Raw genomic sequence first — 19,725 nt, 5'->3', positions numbered from 1 at the left:
AGTTTATTTTAAAAGCCCCAAATTTTTTTCGATTTTCTCTAAACTTCTCAAATCACTATAATATCTAGATACAGTCATTTTGCCTTAAAAGATCTGTTTGCAGAGACGATTCAGGAGATGCTGGAAGCTGAAATGGATACCCACTTGGGCTATGGAAAGCATGAAGTGAAAGCGAAGCTCACACCAAACAGCCGCAACGGGAAGAGCCGTAAAACGGTAGTCAGTGAGTACGGAGAGCAGGAAATCGCCATCCCTCGGGACCGGCTGGTTGAGTTTGAGCCCTTGGTCGTTAAGAAGCATCAATCCAATATAACCGGCATCGAAGAGCAAATCATTGCCCTATACGCTAAAGGGATCAGCACCAGGGAAATCCAGGATCATCTGGGGCAGATGTTCGGCATTGGGGTCTCGCCTACACTCATTTCCAATGTCACGAATAAAATTGTCCCTCTCATTAAAGAATGGCAGAATCGGCCTCTGCAAGGGGTCTATGCAGTCGTCTATTTGAATGCGATCCACTTCAAAGTCAAGCAGGACGGGGCTATTATCAACAAAGCTGCCTACATGGTCATTGGCATTGATCTGGACGGAAACAAAGACGTGCTGGGCATGTGGATTGGGGAGAATGAGTCCTCCAAGTTCTGGCTGAGTGTGCTGAATGAACTGAAGAATCGCGGAGTTCAGGATATTCTCATTATCTGCGTGGATAACCTGTCTGGGTTCTCTCAAGCGATTGCAGCCTGCTACCCCCAAACTGAAATCCAGAAGTGTATTATTCACCAAATCCGCAGCTCCACGCGGTACGTGTCTTACAAGGACATTAAAAAGGTGACTGCCGACTTAAAGCCCATTTACAAGGCAGCTACCGAGGAAGGCGCCTTACTTGAACTTGACCGTTTCGAGGAGGTCTGGGGAACAAAATATCCGCTTATTATCCGTTCTTGGCGAACAAATTGGGACGAGCTTGCTACCTTTTTCAAGTACCCGCCTGAGATCCGCAAACTCATCTACACCACCAACATGATCGAGAGTTACCACCGTCAGCTTCGTAAAGTGACGAAGGGAAAGAGTATCTTTCCTACGGATGAGGCATTGCTGAAGATGCTCTATCTGGCCACCGTAGACGTCACTCGGAAATGGACGGGACGTGTCCAAAACTGGGGCCAAATGCTGCTCCAGCTGTCGGTCTTCTTCCCGGATCGGGTCGATCAACACTTGCGCTAGATTCGCGACTTCCCCCTCGGTGGAATCTGTGCTTAAAAGAGTTTACACAAAATTATTGACAGACCCCGCTATGATGGCCTCTCTCTACATCCCCATCCTCCAGCATAACTCTTCCAAAACCTCACCCGCCCTCCTCATCACTCTCTTCATATCCTCCTCCCGTATCACCTCTAGCTCATGTCCTTCCTCATTAAGTAAAATTCAACTCACCTACAAATACCACAACCTCAGGCCCAGGATTATTAATCTGTATGTATTAGCAGCAATAGATCAATTAATGATATCTCTGTGCCAAACTCTGTCTTATGCTCATAGATGTATAACGCACGAATCATAGAGTTGAGGACTTGTCTACACTTTTGACATGGAGAGGTGAATACCGTGATGGATAAGGAAATATTGAAGCTCGTCGGAACCCGGATTCGTGCTCTTCGGAAAGAGCGGGGTTTATCGCAGGAAGCACTTGGGGAGAAAGGCGGATTTCATTTTTCGTACATAGGGCAGATTGAGCGTGGTGAGAAGAACGTTTCTTTATTGAATTTACATAAGATAGCGGAATCGCTTGAAGTTAACTTAGTTCAGCTGTTTGCGTATCAGAATGAAGAGTTTATGGTTACCTCAGCTGAGAGGGATATTCAGGATATTGTAGGTATGCTTCGTGACGCTAATGATGAGAAGATACGCGTGGCGAAAAATGTACTAAAGGAATTATTATAAAGAATAATGATAAGGCAAGCCTCTCATGACGAATAAGGTCATTAAAAACACAAGCGCAAACCATTGGTTTGTGCTTTTTGCCGTAGCTTAAGTGTAAATCTTATTTTATGATCAATGGTGCTGAGTTTAAATTGTCGAAAGACCAGGGCTATATAGGCGTAAGAAAAAATATCTCTTAAGTAAAAAAAATGTCGCTTTAACTATATAGATTGAACTTAAGAATTTAAGTTAAGGGAAAAGTGGCGGAGGGGAATTTTGGAACTGGAGGAGCGGTAGCGACCGCCTTTGTCTGCGGATTTCAACCGTTAAAAACGGTATAAATCAAGAAATCTGCAGACAACAGCGGCTGGAAGTCCAAACATTCTCTGGAGTCACATGCAATCCCAAAACAGCAATATTATTAGTTCAATCTATTATAGTGTACAATTTATGGGTCACAAGGAGGAAGAAATGACTGAATTATTAGCTCCAGCAGGAAATATGGAAGCTTTAAAAGCTGCAATATCTAATGGATGTGATGCAATATACTTAGGAATGCAAAAATTTGGTGCACGCGCATACTCCTCTAATTTTGATTTAGAATCGTTAAAAGAGGCTGTTACGTATGCGCACCTGAGGGACGTTAAAATCTACGTTGCAATGAATACCATCGTTTTCGAAAACGAAGTTGAAGAGATGAAGGAGCAGATACACGAATTAAATGAAGCCGGTGTGGATGGCATTATTGTCCAGGACCTGGCTGGTTTCGATTATATCGTTAAAAACTTTCTTGATCTGGAAGCACATTGTTCAACTCAAATGGGAATCGACGATGTAGACGGAACTTTATTATTTAAAGAACTTGGTGCTAAAAGAGTTGTTCTGTCCCGTGAGGTTAAGATTGAAAAAGTAAAAGAGATTAAAAGAATAGCTGAAATCCCTTTAGAAATTTTCGTTCACGGTGCTTTATGTGTATCTTATTCCGGAAACTGTCTAATGTCGGGATTACTCGGCAATCGGTGCGCAAACCGCGGAAGATGTGTGGGTTCATGCCGTAAGGAGTATGAACTAATGGATAAGACAACAGACACATCTTTAGGGAAAAGCTATATTCTATCTACAAAGGACTTAAACACAATCGATTACATCCATGATTTAAAAGAAATCGATTCTTTAAAAATAGAAGGCAGAATGAAGGCGCCTACGTATGTTGCTAATGTTGTATCCAAATATCGCAGGGCCTTAGATCATAAAATAACCGAAGAAGAGAAAGAAAATCTGAAAAAAACATTCAACAGGACCTTTACTAAAGGATATTTGTTTCACGAAGACAGGAGAAATATTACAAACATCTCAAGGCCAAATAACTTTGGTTATGAAATTGGAACAATCAGCAAGATGGATAAAGACCGGTATGAAATAACTCTTACACGTCCTTTAAATCAAAACGATACAATCCGGATAAGTCATAACAATGAAGATGTTAATTTAACGGTTGCAAAACTGTACAACAAAGATGGCGATTTAATTAACACCGCAGATGATGTCTGCTATATCAAAGTTACAGAAAAGATGTCTACGGGAGATGTAGTATATAAAACGAAGGATTATTACTACCACAAAGAATTAGAAGCATCACTTGAAAAAGAATTTAAGCGGTTTAACCTGGATATTAGAGTATATGCATGTCCAGATTCAAAGCTGTTCATAGATGCGGAGGGCTTGGGGTTTAATTATTCATATGAAAGCGAGGAAATCCTAGGCGAAGCCATTAATAATCCAACCACAAAAGACCAGGTCATCAAGCAATTCTCCAGATTAAATGATACTATATTCGAACTGAATCATGTCGATTATGAGGAATGTAATGCATTTATTCCGGCTAAACTGTTAAATGCAGCAAGAAGAGAGATTGTACAGGGCTTATATGACTTAAAGCTTAACAGCCGGAAGAAAAGAACCAAGGCTCTGAAAGCCAAAGAAAAAATAAGCTTTGCCCCTGAACAACCATACCTTACAGCTTCTGTAACGAATCAGGAACAGTATGATGCTTGCGTGAGCTGTGGAATTAAGGAAATTTATTTTGAAAATGTGGTTAGAAGAAATCAGAACGAGTATAAGGAAAAAGAAGGGCAGCTGCTCATCGGAGGATATGGCGGCATTTATCACTACAGAGAAACAAATCCGTTCGTTACGGACTATTCTCTAAATGTTATAAATGCTACCAGTTGCTATGAATTATATAAATTAGGTGCCAAACGAGTCACTTTATCTTATGAATTGAATAAGAGCCAAATTGAAGATTTAATGAATGCCTATTATGAAGAAAATGACGGCTATCCTGCACTGGAAATGATCGTATATGGCAGGGCTCCGTTGATGTTTACAAAATATTGTCCGATGAAAAAAATGAATCAATGTAGAATTTGCAAAACGAAGAGCTATGAGCTAAAAGACGAGCACGGAACATTCCCTATCCTTTCCCATGAGGATTGTACAACGACTCTCCTTAACGGGAAGACGCTTAATCTTTTAGATGAGCTGCCAAGCATCAAAGGAATCCAGGCGCTCAGATTAAACTTCACAGTTGAATCTAAAGAGCAGGTTGTGAAAGTCATTCATATGGCCTCAGGCAAACTAAACGGCTCCATGAATAATGCTGTCTTTAATCAGGAAACAGACACAAGAGGACATTTTAATAAAGAGATAGTGTAGGCAGCCAAAGGGATGGTTCTGCTTAAATTCCTCCTGAAAAAATGGAAGACCCCTCACGAAAGGGGTCTTTATGTGTTGCAAGATCATGGTATATGCTTTATGGTGGAGACCTTAACGATTTTTGCCGTGAAGTCTGCCATTAAATTTTCTAAAATCAATCCTAAGGATGACCTTCAGATGAAAATATTATTAGTTGAAGATGATAAGACGATCGCGTCGGGACTGGAATATTCGCTGCAGCAAGAGGGTTATTGGACCGTTCTCTGCCATGATGCCGCTGCTGCCCGAAAGGTGCTCGCCGAGGACATCGATCAGTTCACTTTATGCCTGTTCGATTTACAGCTTCCAGACGGAACTGGCTATGAATTATGCAAGCTGGTGAAGGAACGACGTGATATTCCGGTCATTTTCTTAACGGTGATTGATGATGAGGTCAATGTGGTGATGGGACTCGATATGGGAGCCGATGATTACATTACCAAACCCTTTCGGGTTCGTGAGCTTCTCTCCCGGATCAAGTCCGTCTTGCGGAGATACCAGAAGCTGTCCCATGCCGGAGCGGTCATCGACATTGACAATGTGCGCATCCATACGCTGGAAGGCAAAGTATATAAAAATGGTGCCGAAATTTCGCTAACCGCCTTGGAATACCGCTTATTGCTGATCTTTGGGAACCACGTTGGACAGGTCCTCAGCAGAAATCAGCTCCTGGAGCAGATCTGGGACGTGGCCGGCGACTTCGTGAATGACAATACGTTAACGGTCTATATCAAAAGGCTAAGGGAAAAGCTGGAGGATAATCCAGAGCAGCCGGCTCTGATCAAAACGGTACGCGGTTTAGGCTATAAGGTTGGTGAATAGATGCTGCGCAATCGGGAAAATCAAATATTATTACTCGTCATGGGCTCGATCAGCTTATCGGCGATCGTCATTGCTGCCTTCATTTCGTCCGCCGCCGCAGCCCTCGTTATTATTGTATCCGTGCTGCTTTCCGGCACAGCTTTATTATTCACGAAACGGAGATATTACGAGCTAGAGAAGCTGTCCGTATATTTGCGGGAGATTAGCAGCGGCCAGGACTCCCTTGACCCTCGCGATAATCAGGAAGGTGAGCTTAGCATCTTAAAGAATGATATTTACAAGGTGACACGCATGCTCTCCGAGCACCGGTCGCTATTGCAGCGGGATAAACTTCAACTGACCGATGCCATCTCCGATATTTCACACCAGCTCAAAACACCGATCACCTCTATGACCGTCATGGCAGATCTGTTAAGCGCCCCAGACCTGCCTCCACTCAAAAGAACAGAGTTCACCCATCATATTCGCATTCAGCTTGAACGGATCGATTGGCTTGTTTCATCCTTATTAAAGCTGGCGAAAATGGAAGCGGGAACCATCCCGTTCAAAAAAGATCGAATACACATGAAAACCCTTATCCAAAAGGCACTGGAGCCGGTTATGATTCCGATGGATATTAAGGGACAGACCGTTTCCGTCACGGGGGATGACAACGTCTCTTTTGCCGGCGATTTCCATTGGACTGCTGAAGCGGTGATCAATATTTTGAAAAATGGAGTGGAGCATACACCTGAAGGCGGTGCGATTACCATCACATTTTCCGGCAACGTACTATTTACGGAAATTGTTATTGCTGACAACGGAGAGGGTATTCCGAAAGAGGATTTGCCTTATATTTTCAAACGCTTTTATAAAGGAAAGAATGCTAATGAAGGAAGCATCGGTATAGGGCTTGCGATGGCTCAAAGCATCATTGCAAGCCAGAACGGCGTGATTGATGTATCGAGCAACAGCGGGACGGGCACAGAGTTTCGGATCAAATTTTATAAGCATGTGATTTAACAGCACTCCTTAAGTGACTGAACTGTCACCTCCAGCGTCACTGTAAAGTCATTTTGGACAGATAAAATGATATTCATCAGATGAACGATGGAGGTACAACCATGCAAGTGAAGCAGCAGCGCAAGATTACTTTTGTTATCACGATAGGCTACACCCTGATTATTCTTTATTTTATGCTTTTTGCTTTCGGCAGAGCGGATAAGGTGGATCAAATCAGTCAGTACACCTTTATTTTTTTGCCGGACAGTTTTTTTAGGGTGCCGGGTCTTTCCGATCTTCAGCATCCGACACTGATGGACTTGGTGGGTATTGGAAACTTTGCAGCCTTCATACCTTTTGGCATACTGCTTCCGTTGTTATACCGCACCAGCTTTGTTCGCCTTATGACAGGGTTTATCCTGTCCATTCTTGTGGTGGAGACCATCCAGGCACTAACATTCCTCGGCAGCTTTGACACGAACGACGTCATACAGAACTCATTGGGCGCTGCTATCGGATTCGGGGCGTACAAGATTGGCTTTCGTACAAAAAACTACTGGAGAAATATCGCTGCTACAGGAATTGCCAGTGCTGCCTTAATGCTCGCCGTGTGGGGAGTCTTCGGAATAGTGGATCAAGTGTTCACCAAAGAGGTGGGCCCATTTGTAGCGATAAACGAATGGAAGGATAGTACCGGAAATCCATTAACGGGAACCAGACAGGACCGTCTTAAGATTGGCGGTCAAGACGTGAAACCCCAATATAATGTGTATGACACCAAAGGTAAAAAGAACGAAACCTATACGTATTCGTTAGGCAATAAGGGAGAGCTGTATCTTAGCTTGAATTATGGAATTCCTGATCATAAGGATTTTCAGGGCAGCATTAAGGTTACCGTTGACGGGCAAGAGCTCCTGTCTGTATCTGCAGAAGATCAGCTCCATGAGCCGGATATGAGGATCCTTTATCTCACCCGGGCTAAGGAGCTTAAGATAACCATTGAGGGGAATGAAACCCTTTGGGATGTTGGATATAGAGAGATGGTATATACCTGGAATTGAGCATCTAGGGAAGGGGGATGACAATGGAGATTTTAACAATCGAAAATTTGTCTAAAATATACGGCACAGGCGAATCGGCGGTAAAGGCGCTTGATGATGTTTCCTTTTCGGTCCAAAAAGGTGAATTCGTCGCAATTATCGGACCTTCCGGTTCGGGAAAATCGACACTCCTTCATATGCTGGGCGGTGTGGATCGACCGACCGGCGGGAAAGTGTATGTTCAGGATACGGATATGTATACCTTGAACGAAACGCAGCTGGCCATCTTCAGGCGCAGACAAATCGGGCTGATCTACCAATTTTTTAATATGATTCCCGTCCTGACGGTGGAAGAGAACATTACGCTGCCGCTCTTGCTGGATCAACAAAAGGTAGATCAAAAGCAATTGGCTAATCTTGTGAGCACGTTGAATTTGCAGCATCGATTAAACCATCTGCCGAATCAGCTATCCGGCGGACAGCAGCAGCGTGTCTCGATTGGCAGGGCGATCATCGGCAATCCTGCGATCATGCTGGCTGACGAACCCACCGGGAATCTGGACAGCAGGAATAGCAGCGAGATCGTCGATTTATTGAAAATGCTGAATAGGACCTATCATCAGACACTGATCGTAATCACGCATGACGAACGGATCGCCCTGCAAGCCGGCAGAATCATTTCGATTGAAGATGGGAGGATTGCCAAAGACGAGGTAATAAGGCGATGAATATTGTCAATACATTAACCATCCGGCATCTGAAGCAGAACAAGAGACGAACACTTGTGACTATTGTTGGCGTGATTATTTCAGTATCCATGATGACCGCTGTCATTACGCTTATTTTTTCCTTTGCGGATTTAATGATCAGACAAACGATCGCAGATACAGGGGAGTGGCATATTCAGTATCAAGATATAACTAAAGAACAGCTTGCGGCGATACAGGGCGATGATGCAACCAAAACAGTTGCAATCACAAGAGAACTTGGGTATGCCCCATTAGAAGGGGGACAAAATTCCAATAAGCCGTACTTGTTCATTAAGGAATATGATGTGCAAGGGTTTGCACAATTTCAGATTGAAATAAGCAAGGGACGTCTTCCGCATACGGACAAGGAAGTTGTGATTTCCGAGTCTGTTGTAACAAATGGCAAAGTGAAATACGAAATCGGCGATCGTTTAACGCTTCGCGTCGGCGACCGATATGAACAAGGGGGCGAACATCCCCTGGATCAGACGCAACCGCTGCGCAGGAAAGACGGCACATTGACTGAGACATTACAGCATAGCATAATCAGGGATTATACGGTGGTAGGCTTCATTAAACGTCCCGTGTCGGAAACGGACTGGGCCCCGGGTTATACGATCATTAGCTATGCCGATGATCATATCCTCGGGGGGGACGATCGGGTCGATGCTTCGGTGGTTTTGCAGCAGGTCAATCCGTTCTTGTTCACACATGCGGAGAAGCTGGCTGAGAAAAACCAAATTGACACTGTCCAATTTAATAACGATTTGCTTCATTATTATGGCTTGTCCGGCAGCGGAGCCTCATCCAGCATGATGTTCTCATTATCGGCAATCATTATGGGGGTCATTGTAATTGGCTCGGTTGGGCTCATCTACAACGCTTTTGCGATATCCGTCTCGGAACGTTCCCGCCATTTAGGGATGCTTGCGAGCGTGGGGGCGACGAAACGGCAGAAGCGAAATTCCGTGTTTTTTGAGGGTATCGTCATTGGTTTGATCAGCATTCCCATTGGCATCCTATGCGGTCTTGCCGGAATCGGAATCACCTTTTCGTTCATGAACACAAGGATTGAAGGGGCATTATGGACTAGTGAGAAGCTGAGGCTTATCGTCACGCCGTTATTGCTCTTGATTACTTGTCTTGTTTCAATGCTGACGATTTTCGTTTCGTTGTATCTCCCGGCGGCCAAGGCATCCAGAGTATCTCCCATGGACGCGATTCGCCAAACCACTGACGTAAAGCTTACGGCCAAAGCAGTGAAGACGTCGAAGATCATTCGTAAACTCTTCGGAATCGAAGCAGAAATCGGGCTGAAAAACTTAAAAAGGAACAAACGAAGACATCATGTCATTCTTTTTTCGCTTGTCATCAGCATCGTTTTGTTTTTGACGATATCGTTTTTCACGACTGGCCTGACACAATCTCTGGCATTGTCCCAGGAAGGCATCAATTACGATATTGAAGTGTCGACCAGTAATGGAAAAGGACTAGATGAACAGTTAATGCAATCGCTTGTATCTCTGGATGGCGTCACGGAATACAACGTAATTCATGAGTTAGTCGGGAACGCTTGGGTTGATGCGGCAAGCATCGCCGACGAGTTGCAAGAGAAGGTCAAGCAGGATCAGAGTATGCTGCAAGACGGGAAATACCCTTACGACATTAAACTCCATGCACTGAATGATTCGAGCCTGCAAGCCTATGCCAGAGCGGCTCACGCAGATTACGAACAGCTTACGGATCTGGAGCATCCCGCCGCAATCGTGATGGATACGATTCATTACAAAGATATGGACACGGGGAAATATATTCAGACGAAGTCCATATATGCGAATATCGGTCAACATATCGAGCTAACGAGTTTTATTAAAGAGAGCGGGGAAGAAACGAAGGCAAACAAAGTGATATTTGCCGCATTGACGGATAAGGCACCGATGGGGATGAGCCCGGTAGGCGTAGGCGGGTTAAATATGATCGTGTCGGAACGCGTTATGAATCGGCTGGCTGACGACGAGGAGCTGGCTAACGCTTCGATGTACCTCCATTTGAAAAGCACGGAACCGGTGAAAACGCAGCAGGAAATTGAAGCGATGAATGAGACCAATCTGAATGTCTACAATGTATATCAATTCAGAAAAAGCGAAGAACAACAAATTCTGCTAATGAACGTCTTTGCTTACGGTTTTATCGTATTAATCTCTGCAATTTCCGTTGCCAACATCTTTAATACGATCTCAACAGGGCTGGCTCTTCGCAAGCGGGAATTCGCGATGCTGAAATCCGTAGGCGCGACGCCAAAGGGGTTTGCAAAAATGTTGAACTATGAGAGTGTTTTTTATGGGGTCAAGTCGCTCTTGTATGGGCTTCCTATCAGTTTCGCCGCGATGGTTCTGATCTATAAAGCATTTGCGAACAAATTCAGCTATGGGTTCACCCTGCCATGGATGAGCATTCTGTCTGTCATTGTAGGCGTATTTGTCATTGTCAGCTCTGCGGTTGTTTATTCCGGAGCTAAAGTAAAAAAGGAGAATATTATTGATGCGTTAAAGCAAGAGAATATATGATTCACTTACTTCACCCAGAGGAGGAGACGTTACTTTAGCGTCGCACACAATCATGCGAGTCGATCGATTACTCTCCATGCTGCTGATCATCTCCGGTAAAGGTACGGTAACGGGCAAGGAGCTTGCCGAGCATTTTGAGGTATCCTTGCGGACGATCTACCGGGATATCGAAAAAATAAGCGAAGCCGGCATACCGGTTGCAGCGTCCAGCGGCAAGGGCGGAGGATACTATATTATGGACGGCTATAATATAAGCAGCCTCTTTTTAAACCGGGATGAAGCACATACGTTTGTAACGGTAATGAAAAATTTACACGGCTTATTCGGCAGGAATGAAGCCTTTAATGACATCATGCTGAAGGTTGAACATACCTATAAGCCCGATCCCGATAAGGACAAACTGACTCTGGATCTGTCCCATTTCAGCATGGAGCAGGAAATGAAAGAATACCTGAGAATCATAAGCAGGGCCATTACGGATAACAGGCTGCTCATATTCAAATATATTAACAGGGATATGGAATATCTGGAGCGGACGGTAGAGCCAAGCTCGATTGACTTTCGCCACGGCCATTGGTATGTGACAGGCTTTTGCCGGGTCAGAAGGGACTACCGCAGATTCAAGCTTGTGCGGATCAAGCAGCTGGAGCAGGGGCCGGCTTTTGAAAAAAGAGAGCTGGCAGCAGACCGGATTGCCGGGGTCATTGAGCAGAGCTACTCGCAGCGGGACATACAGGTTGTGTTGAGATTCACTTCGCGGATTGGCGCACAGCTTACCGAGTATTTTCAGAAGGAGAAGATTAGCCGGGGGGAAGATGGTTTTTATCTTGTTTCGGATACTTTTCCTAATGAGGAGGGCCTGCTAAAGTTCATTCTAAGCTTCGGCAAGGAGTGCGAGCTGCTGGAGCCCCGTGAATTACGTGCGGAGCTGCAGCAATATATACGAAATATGCTTTTAACCTACAATGACTGACGCCCTGGTGTCAGTCATTGTGTTTTATAGTAGGGATATCGGCGGGAAGCATAACGCCCGCTATAACTACTCTAGGAGGCAAGCGACCAAATGCACGAGGATACGCGAACGGAACTGATACAAAAGCTGCAAAGATTGGAGGAGGAACGCTATATTTTGCATGAGGGAGAAAGGTTACAAGATTTTACTTATCTGATGCTGCGGCATATTGGGGACCCGGAGGCGGAGCTTCGTGAGCATATCTATTCTACCTTTTACATATGGCTGAAGCGCGATAATAAGTTTTCGTGTGAGGAGCTGCGGCAGCTTTTGGCAGTCCTGATGGATGACCGGCATTTATTCTGCCGGATTGGAAGCGAGGGCGACCACAGTGTGCTTACCAGGGCGTTTGCGGTTCTGCCTATTGCCCTTATAGTGCAGCGGGACAGGAACAATCCATTCCTGACCCCCGGCGAGTTCGAGCATCTAAAGCTTTCCCTGCTTCGCTATTATCAGGAGGAGGAGGATCTGCGCGGTTATCTGGCAGCCGAAGGCTGGGCTCATGCTGCAGCTCACGGGGCAGATGCCCTGGAGGAGCTGATCCGCCATCCAAAAAGCGATAATGCAGTACAGCACGAGGTGCTGGTGGCAATTAAAGGGATGCTACATAACGGTGTCCGGATTTTTGACGAGGAGGAAGACGAACGCATGGCCAGCATTGTGGACACGATGATCAGCGAAGCGCTGCTTCCGCAGCAGGAGATTGCCGGCTGGATTCATAGCTTGTCGAAGTGTACGGAATGGCCGGATACGCGCGCGCAGAGAATCGCCAGAGTTAACGGGAAACATTTTGTACGCAGCCTGTATTTCAGAACAACGGCCCGGAATAACTCTCATAATCTTATTCTTAACGGCGCCATGCTGACGGCTGAGGCTGAATTAAACTGCTTTAATGACGTTGAATAACTCAACCGGAGGTAAATTAAATTGAATACTCATTACTATTTCAGCTGGTTTAATGATTTTTTTCCAGAGAGGCTTGTTAAGTGTTTGCAGGAGGATATCCAAGACCGGAAATCGCTTGTTATGATTAGCGCTGGGCCGTCTGGTTGTGAAGATAAGCAAATTAACTTTGCTGATAGTTCTGAATGGACCTGGCTGCATCAGGCAAACCTTATTTTTGATGAATATCATTTCATTGATTACCGCATGCAGAAGGAAGAGGCCCGGCGGGTCCTTCATAACGCGTCTGTCATTTTCTTATGCGGCGGAGATCCGGTTTGGCAGAATGGTTTTTTAGCGGAATATGAGTTGTCGGATCTTATTAAGAACAGCAATGCCGTTATATTGGGTGCCAGCGCCGGTTCGTTAAATATGGCTGCGAACTGGCTGAAATTGAATGACGCAGACGATGACGCTGAAACAGGCAGTGTATATGATGGTATGGGCTGTGATCCTTTTGCCTATGAATCTCATTCTAAACGCGACTACGCCACATTTGTTCAAGGCTACCTGTTTCCCTTATCTGAAAAAATTGAGGTTTATGCGGCAGAGCAGGAGAGCGCTATACGTGTAAAGGACGGCAAAGTAGAAATAATGGGTCCTGTATATTTAATTTCCCGTTCAAAGATAGAGGAATTGGTTGAGACGCTCCAGCTGCTCTAGATGAAAAATGAGGTTAACCGGATTAAGCCGGCTAACCTCACAATCTTATCAATGGAGTGAACATATCACTCTAAAAAAGCAGCAGTAAGTTCAGCTATTTGCTTTGCTTGAGTATGGTGTAGATAGTGCCCTCCCTCTAGGATTTCAATAGCGGATTTTTCACTATTCTTAACCATATCCTTATGAATCTTCAACCAGTTATCATCAGGCTCTGTACTTTCAGTAGCCAAAAAGTATAACACGGGCAGATTCTTGGGATACTGGATCTCAGCGGTTTTATTAAAATTCTCCGGCATTGCTTTGCCTTCATTCATGGTTGCCTTTGACCCTATATTTTTAAGTGATAAATATTTATACTGCTCGCCCAGTACAGCTCCCACATCCGGAATGTTCAGTATATCAGCGTTTATATTGGAGAGTAACCGGAACAGTCCAGACTTACTTAGCCATTCAATGGCCCCCTGATTATTATCATCAGCCCCTCCCTGAGAGGGAAGACTGCTATCAATCCCTATAAAGGCTTCAACTTCATGAGGGTATTTGTGAATATAGTCAAGAGAGTATACCCCTGAAATGGAATGCGCCATAATCGTGTATTTGTTAATTCCCTGCATAACCAGTACCTTATGTAGTTCCTCTGTTAAATGTTCAACGGATCTTTCCGTGTCTGTATCCTCACTTAAACCATAACCGAACGGTTCTACCACAATAACGCGAACCTTTTTTTCTAACTCATCAATCAGAGGCTTGAAATCAATAACGGGTGCGGCTGTCATATAGCCAGGTAATAATACGATGGTTTTGCTGCCATTTCCGGAGATCTGAACATTCATTTTTTTTCCGTCTATAACAACGGACTCACCGTAAGGAACGATCTTTTTTTCTTCGCGTCCCAGTTGAAGCTTATTGTTAATAAAAATTCCTGCAAAAAATAATGCAATAATGATTAGTATCGATAGTAAAATGATCCCGACAATTTTAAACGTTTTTTTCATTGTTTGCTCCTTCTTTTACCGCTTAGCAGCCTCTGTAAGTTTTTGGACGATTGTGGAAAAGACCTCATCACTAATAACATTTACTCCGCTTTGTTTTAAAACATATTGGGCTGCTTTTAATTTTTCAAAAAAAGATTCAGCTGTACTTGGAAATAAGGCCTGAATGAACCAGGTGCTTGTTAATAAAATAACAACCTCTGCCATTTGTGCTGGCTGTGGTGACGTGATAGAGCCATCCGCATTGCCGGCAATAATATACCTTTCTATAATTGGAACAAAAACCTCGCACATTTGAGTGTTATAAATCGAAATAAAGACGGGATCCCTGAGCAAGGACAAAGAGATTACTGTCGATTTGGTAATATCCTCATTAAACATCGATTCCAGCAGAATCGTTTGAATTTTTCCCAAGCCGCTTAGATCATCCCGTTTATCAATAGAATCTAATAACTCCTGTTCCGGTATAAACCTTTTTGCGATTCCGACAATAATGTGATATTTGGATTCAAAATGGTGGTAAATAGCCCCGCGTGTGAGCCCGTCCAATCCGGTAACAATGTCACTGATGGAAGTTTGCTCATAGCCTTTTTCAATAAATAAAAGAGAAGCGGTATCAAGGATTAAGTTTCTGGCTTCCTTAGCTGTATATTTCTTTTTCAAGTGATCTCCTCCCTAAAAACATTCAATCGGTATGTTTTTTTGTAAGTATAAAATAAAAAGCTATAAATATCAATTTTTTTTGGCGGAAAATGAATTATCGGATATTATTTAAGAAGAGCAAGGCCGAAAGGAGCTGTACCAAATGGATCAGAAGCATCGTGCACGTTGTATTAAGCTGGGTGAGGTAGCGGGGCTTTATAAAGGTGACATGGTATCAAGGGGCTGTACTCCCGATTATTTGCCGGAGTTCATTGCGATTGAAGTTGGCAAACGAAAGGATAATCAGTTATGAAAAGAGTTGGTATTATTACTCTTTATTATAAAAACTACAATTATGGTGGCCAACTTGGAGCTTATGCACTGCAAAAAGCTATAGCTAAGCTAGGCTTTCATTGTGAGCAGATTACATTCAAGTGGCTAAACGAACACACCTTACAAACATATGAAAGCGCTAAAGGGGCTGAACATTTCAGGATTTTTTCCGAAAGCATTCCTCACAGCAAACGCTTATATACAGTATCTGATATTGCAGAATGCGTGGATGATTACGATTTTTTTGTGTGCGGCAGTGACCAAATATGGGGATTGCCATGGGTTATTTCCGACGGCGTTCTACCCTGCATGGCACTTTCTTTTGTCCCTGAATCAAAAACGAAAATTGCATACGCAGCAAGCATGGGGGGAGCAGAAATAGAGCCTGATCGAAAAAGGATCCTTGCCCCGCACGTTAATTCTTTAGACTTCGTTTCTGTTCGCGAAAAAAGTGCCATTCCCTTTGTGTCAACGATGAATAATGGAGATATATCTCATGTATTGGATCCTGTGATGCTTCTCGATAGATCCGAATGGGATGAAATATGTGTAGCTCCTGTAGAAAAAGCTTATATACTGACCTATGATTTACGAGATACAGGGGTTCAGGAATATGCCGAAGCACTTTCACGAAAGTGCGGCTACGAGATTATAACTCTTGCAGCTGCTGGAGCAGCTACAGTTGGTCCGAAGGAATTTGTAGGATACATAAAACACGCTAAGTATTTTATTACCAGTGCTTTTCATGGGGCTGTTTTTGCCATTTTATATAAGGTTCCATTTCTGGTTTTCCCGGTATCGGATAATCCGCAGGACCCCAAATCAATGGATTCAAGACTGTTAGCTCTGCTGGATACATTTAGACTATCTTCTTGTTATGTTTATGACACATCAAACATTCCAAATATCGGTGAGTGTACTTTTCATCATATTGACGAATCAAAAACAAGTGCATTTCGCCATAGCTCACTTCAATTTCTTAAAGCTGCTTTGGAATTTTAAAATAAACGTAAGCATGTGTCCGGCGAAAACCGTCGTCAATCTCTACCTTGGTGATGGAAAAAGGACCGACTAAATGTCGGTCCTCTTTATTTTGGCAAATATTAATTCTTCGGTCTTTCCAATCTGCTCCGTTCACGCATGGCGTTCATATGCTTGACCTGTCTTGCTTCACGGCGGTTTCCTCCCGTTATCAGCTGGCTCAGCATAATGAGCAGCCCCAGGGTGCCCAGCACATAAGAAACGATAGGATTCACTTCATTCCACATGTTGGAGGCAGTCAGAAGAAATACCCCTCCAATGATCGTTGCGATAATCCGTCTTGTATTTTTATTTTGCGTCTCAACTAATTTTTTCTCAAAGGAACTTGATAGCTTTACCCGTAGGTTTCCGCTATCCATTTTATCTACTGTAGAAATGAACTTCTTAGTCGTAGGAAGGATTCCTTTAAGCAGACTCGTGCCTTCATCCAGAACGGTGGAAAAGACACTTCCTTTCAGATCTTTAAGCACAACCCTTTGGATGTAAGGCTTAGCGGTCCCGATCAAGTCCAGCTCAGGGTCCAGTCCCAGACAGAGTCCATAAATTGTAATCATTGCCTTACCTAAAAAGGTTGTGTTTGCCGGTAACTGAAAGGGCTGGGAATAGAAAAAATTTCGTAACTCCTCAACATTGTCACCTGATGTCACGAAGCTGAGGTCAAACGTATCCCCATTAATTTGGTCAAATAATAACGTGAGATTCCTGGAAAACACCTCTAAATCTGTATTCCGTCTTAAAAATCTCAAACGATTAAGGGCATTAATTGCGCCGGGAGCATCTTTTAAATACACCGCCATTAAAAGGGCCACCATTTGCTTCTTCATATCCTCGGGAATTCGTCCGACCATTCCAAAATCAATTAAGGCTATGGTGCCGTCTGGCTGCACGAGAACATTGCCCGGGTGCGGGTCTGCGTGAAAGAAGCCGTTTATCAGAATCTGTTCTACAAGAATCTCCATCAATGATTTTGCTAATTTCGTCCGGTCCACACCCCAGGCAGCAAGCTGGACGAAATTGTTGATTTTTACACCTTCCATAAACTCCATAGTAAGCACTTTTGAGGTTGTATAGGTCCAGTGAATACCTGGAACAACGATATCCTTCCGATGGGTGAACTGCTGCTGGAATTCTTCGGCATTTCGTCCCTCTTTTTGATAGTCGAGCTCGTCCATAACGGTATCGTAAAACTCATCATACACTGTATCAAGGTCCATGAGGGCTGCAAGTTGGGTCTGACGTTTCATTAGCCGGACAGCAATTTGAATGGATTTCGAATCGATTTCAATAATATCCTCGATCCCGGGACGCATAACCTTCACTGCGACTTGTTCACCAGTTCGTAATGTTGCCCGATGTACCTGACCAAGGGAAGCCGCTGCGATAGGAGCTGTATTGAACTCGGCAAAAATCTCGTTAATGGACGCGCTGAGCTCGCTCTCTACCTTAAGTTTTATCTCAGAAAAATCCACCGGATCTACGGAGTCCTGCAGCTTGGACAATTCATCAAGAATTTCCTTCGGCAAAAAATCCACCTGTGCACTGACATGCTGCCCAAGCTTGATAATTAACCCGCCCATGTCCATTGCAGTCTTCGTAAAATAGACAGCCTGCTTTCGGTATATGGCTTTTGTTTTCGCTTCTAAGCGCCGTCTTGGTATAAAATACTTTTGTTTGCTCAGCCACCAGAAAGCCCACGCGAACTTAAAAATCATCCGCATGGTTCTTCTGAACCGGAGATCCTTCATCAATTTCATAAATTCGCTCATTCTTTTCCATCTGCCTCTCCCCGTTGATAGACAACCTGCACATGTATGCTATTTTATACTAATCGAATTTTCAATGACAGTAATAAATGATGTCTGCAATCGGTTATTTATCCGGGAGGGATTTTACTTTAGATCAGTGCTAAAAATGAGCAGCGATACGGCGATGAGCCAATATGTAAAATATAGAATCCGCGCAGACTGCTTAAGTTGCCGTCTTATTCACAAAATCAATCTCATTCCGGATGCCTTTATGGGCGTCATACCACAGGCCCTTTGTCAGGCGAATGCGCAGCAGGCAGGTGTTAGGGTCTTCATCATTATTGGCTTCGTTATACCACCCGGCAAATATTGTGCGCAGCTTGGTCATCATCTCCGCATTTTTCTCATCACATACCCAGCCCAGGTTTTCACCGATCCCGTTGGCCGTAAAGTTCTCGACGATGATACAAACGGCGACTTCAGGGTTTTGGGCGATCTGCAGCATCTTGCCTGAGGTTGCGTAAGTGACGGTGTAGAATGCGCCGTCTTCATAATAGGCATCTACAATGCGTGAGGCGGGACGGCTTTTGCCGTTAGCACCCGGTTCCAGCGCGATGGTGGACAGTGTGATCAGCCCATCCTTATTACCCGCTTGTTCATCCAGCAGCTTCATGGCTTCGTCAAATTTGCTCATTATATTACCTCCTAAAGTGTTGTTAGGCGTATATTAACAAGCTTATCATTGTAAAATCCTGGTGCATGTGAAGAATAGTACGATAAAATAGATATCGAATAATAAACCTCTTCGTACTATGAATGTTACGGGCACAAGAAGAGCTGAAATCAATAGTTATGGTATTGGGAAATGCTTATAAACAATGCTAAACTGATAATAAATAAAATCAGAGATGGAACTGAACTCTATTTAATTTGTTAAGAAGGAAGAGATTCGATGGGAAGAAAACAGTCTTTTACGGAGACAGAACTGCTTGATACGACAAAAAAATTAGTGCTTGAGCATGGGTATGACGGTTTTCATCTCAAGTTACTCTCACAGCATCTGTCAGGAGCCAGAAGCACTATTTATCAATATTACTCTAACAAAGAAGAGATTGTCGCTGCTTGCATGAAGCGCGTAATGGTAAAGGTATTAGAAAAGGCATTAGCCATTGATGAGACAGATCCTATGGACGCCCTCGAACAGCTGCTTCTCGTTTATGTGGAAGAATCTGCGCTACATCAGCTTTTGGGAAATGCCGGTAAAATTAATGTTGCTAACTCTTCAGCGGCAGCGAGAGATCTTGAATTTATTGATGAGGCGCATATGACGCTCAAGGTTCAATTATCTCGTTTATTTGAATGCGCACAACAGAATAAAGGATTGCGGCAGGATATTCCACTTCCTGTACTTATTGGTGTGTTTTTTAACTTGATCGATACCCCTAATATGATGAATATCCCTGCTCCTGATTGGGGAAAGCTGCTGTTTCAAATGTGGATGGGAGGGGCCAAGAGCTAGTCG

General features: G+C 43.9%; 19 protein-coding genes. 14 read left to right on the top strand and 5 right to left on the bottom strand.

What is annotated here, in order from left to right; all coding sequences use genetic code 11:
• Window positions 1-51 precede the first annotated feature (51 nt).
• From NST84_RS17310 to NST84_RS17295, 4 genes are all read left to right on the top strand, one after another.
• Window positions 52-1,224 (top strand): IS256 family transposase, encoded by a 1,173-nt coding sequence (locus NST84_RS17310; protein ID WP_342566463.1) that lies wholly within the window; start codon window positions 52-54, stop codon window positions 1,222-1,224.
• 381 nt (window positions 1,225-1,605) lie between these two features.
• A complete protein-coding gene (locus tag NST84_RS17305) occupies window positions 1,606-1,941 on the top strand; it encodes a helix-turn-helix transcriptional regulator (RefSeq protein WP_342561419.1) in 336 nt (111 codons plus the stop codon).
• A gap of 450 nt (window positions 1,942-2,391) precedes the next feature.
• Window positions 2,392-4,635: a DUF3656 domain-containing protein gene (locus NST84_RS17300; RefSeq protein ID WP_342561418.1), complete on the top strand. Its 2,244-nt coding sequence runs from the start codon at window positions 2,392-2,394 to the stop codon at window positions 4,633-4,635.
• Between the two features lie 177 nt (window positions 4,636-4,812).
• A complete protein-coding gene (locus NST84_RS17295; protein ID WP_342561417.1) occupies window positions 4,813-5,496 on the top strand; it encodes a response regulator transcription factor in 684 nt (227 codons plus the stop codon).
• Between the two features lie 20 nt (window positions 5,497-5,516).
• Here NST84_RS17295 and NST84_RS17290 read toward each other — a convergent pair whose 3' ends face one another.
• Complete coding sequence (locus NST84_RS17290) at window positions 5,517-5,648, bottom strand: hypothetical protein (protein ID WP_342561416.1); 132 nt, start codon at window positions 5,646-5,648, stop codon at window positions 5,517-5,519.
• Between the two features lie 40 nt (window positions 5,649-5,688).
• Between NST84_RS17290 and NST84_RS17285 the strand changes: the two genes are divergently transcribed.
• From NST84_RS17285 to NST84_RS17255, 7 genes are all read left to right on the top strand, one after another.
• Window positions 5,689-6,498: a HAMP domain-containing sensor histidine kinase gene (locus NST84_RS17285; RefSeq protein WP_342561415.1), complete on the top strand. Its 810-nt coding sequence runs from the start codon at window positions 5,689-5,691 to the stop codon at window positions 6,496-6,498.
• A gap of 101 nt (window positions 6,499-6,599) precedes the next feature.
• Entirely contained in the window at window positions 6,600-7,538 is a 939-nt protein-coding gene (locus tag NST84_RS17280; RefSeq protein ID WP_342561414.1) for a VanZ family protein, read from the top strand.
• A 23-nt stretch (window positions 7,539-7,561) separates the two neighbouring features.
• Window positions 7,562-8,245 (top strand): ABC transporter ATP-binding protein, encoded by a 684-nt coding sequence (locus NST84_RS17275; RefSeq protein ID WP_342561413.1) that lies wholly within the window; start codon window positions 7,562-7,564, stop codon window positions 8,243-8,245.
• Window positions 8,242-10,833 (top strand): FtsX-like permease family protein, encoded by a 2,592-nt coding sequence (locus NST84_RS17270; protein WP_342561412.1) that lies wholly within the window; start codon window positions 8,242-8,244, stop codon window positions 10,831-10,833. The genes NST84_RS17275 and NST84_RS17270 overlap by 4 nt, the downstream gene beginning before the upstream one ends.
• Window positions 10,834-10,885: 52 nt before the next feature.
• The gene (locus NST84_RS17265) at window positions 10,886-11,806 is read left to right on the top strand and encodes a YafY family protein (protein ID WP_342561411.1); all 921 of its coding nucleotides are present in this window, start codon (window positions 10,886-10,888) and stop codon (window positions 11,804-11,806) included.
• Window positions 11,807-11,896: 90 nt separating this feature from the next.
• Window positions 11,897-12,751, top strand: a complete 855-nt coding sequence (locus tag NST84_RS17260) for a DUF2785 domain-containing protein (RefSeq protein WP_342561410.1) — start codon at window positions 11,897-11,899, stop codon at window positions 12,749-12,751.
• A 21-nt stretch (window positions 12,752-12,772) separates the two neighbouring features.
• Window positions 12,773-13,450, top strand: a complete 678-nt coding sequence (locus NST84_RS17255; protein WP_342561409.1) for a Type 1 glutamine amidotransferase-like domain-containing protein — start codon at window positions 12,773-12,775, stop codon at window positions 13,448-13,450.
• Between the two features lie 65 nt (window positions 13,451-13,515).
• Here NST84_RS17255 and NST84_RS17250 read toward each other — a convergent pair whose 3' ends face one another.
• Window positions 13,516-14,445 carry an alpha/beta hydrolase gene (locus NST84_RS17250; RefSeq protein ID WP_342561408.1) on the bottom strand — a complete coding sequence of 310 codons (930 nt, stop codon included), beginning with the start codon at window positions 14,443-14,445 and terminating at the stop codon, window positions 13,516-13,518.
• 15 nt (window positions 14,446-14,460) lie between these two features.
• Window positions 14,461-15,105: a TetR/AcrR family transcriptional regulator gene (locus tag NST84_RS17245; RefSeq protein WP_342561407.1), complete on the bottom strand. Its 645-nt coding sequence runs from the start codon at window positions 15,103-15,105 to the stop codon at window positions 14,461-14,463.
• Between the two features lie 142 nt (window positions 15,106-15,247).
• On the opposite strand from NST84_RS17245, the gene NST84_RS17240 reads away from it, so the two are divergent.
• Window positions 15,248-15,397 (top strand): hypothetical protein, encoded by a 150-nt coding sequence (locus NST84_RS17240; protein ID WP_342561406.1) that lies wholly within the window; start codon window positions 15,248-15,250, stop codon window positions 15,395-15,397.
• Complete coding sequence (locus tag NST84_RS17235) at window positions 15,394-16,419, top strand: polysaccharide pyruvyl transferase family protein (RefSeq protein WP_342561405.1); 1,026 nt, start codon at window positions 15,394-15,396, stop codon at window positions 16,417-16,419. Before NST84_RS17240 ends, NST84_RS17235 begins: the two co-directional genes overlap by 4 nt.
• A gap of 101 nt (window positions 16,420-16,520) precedes the next feature.
• Here NST84_RS17235 and NST84_RS17230 read toward each other — a convergent pair whose 3' ends face one another.
• Entirely contained in the window at window positions 16,521-18,224 is a 1,704-nt protein-coding gene (locus NST84_RS17230; protein ID WP_342561404.1) for an AarF/UbiB family protein, read from the bottom strand.
• Window positions 18,225-18,426: 202 nt separating this feature from the next.
• Complete coding sequence (locus tag NST84_RS17225) at window positions 18,427-18,897, bottom strand: pyridoxamine 5'-phosphate oxidase family protein (protein WP_342561403.1); 471 nt, start codon at window positions 18,895-18,897, stop codon at window positions 18,427-18,429.
• 258 nt (window positions 18,898-19,155) lie between these two features.
• On the opposite strand from NST84_RS17225, the gene NST84_RS17220 reads away from it, so the two are divergent.
• Window positions 19,156-19,722 carry a TetR/AcrR family transcriptional regulator gene (locus NST84_RS17220; protein ID WP_342561402.1) on the top strand — a complete coding sequence of 189 codons (567 nt, stop codon included), beginning with the start codon at window positions 19,156-19,158 and terminating at the stop codon, window positions 19,720-19,722.
• Window positions 19,723-19,725 lie beyond the last annotated feature (3 nt).

The organism is Paenibacillus sp. FSL R7-0345 (genome assembly GCF_038595055.1).
GTDB lineage: Bacteria > Bacillota > Bacilli > Paenibacillales > Paenibacillaceae > Paenibacillus_AQ.
Note: the sequence above shows the minus strand (reverse complement) of the source record. Positions and strands in the feature narration are given on the sequence as shown.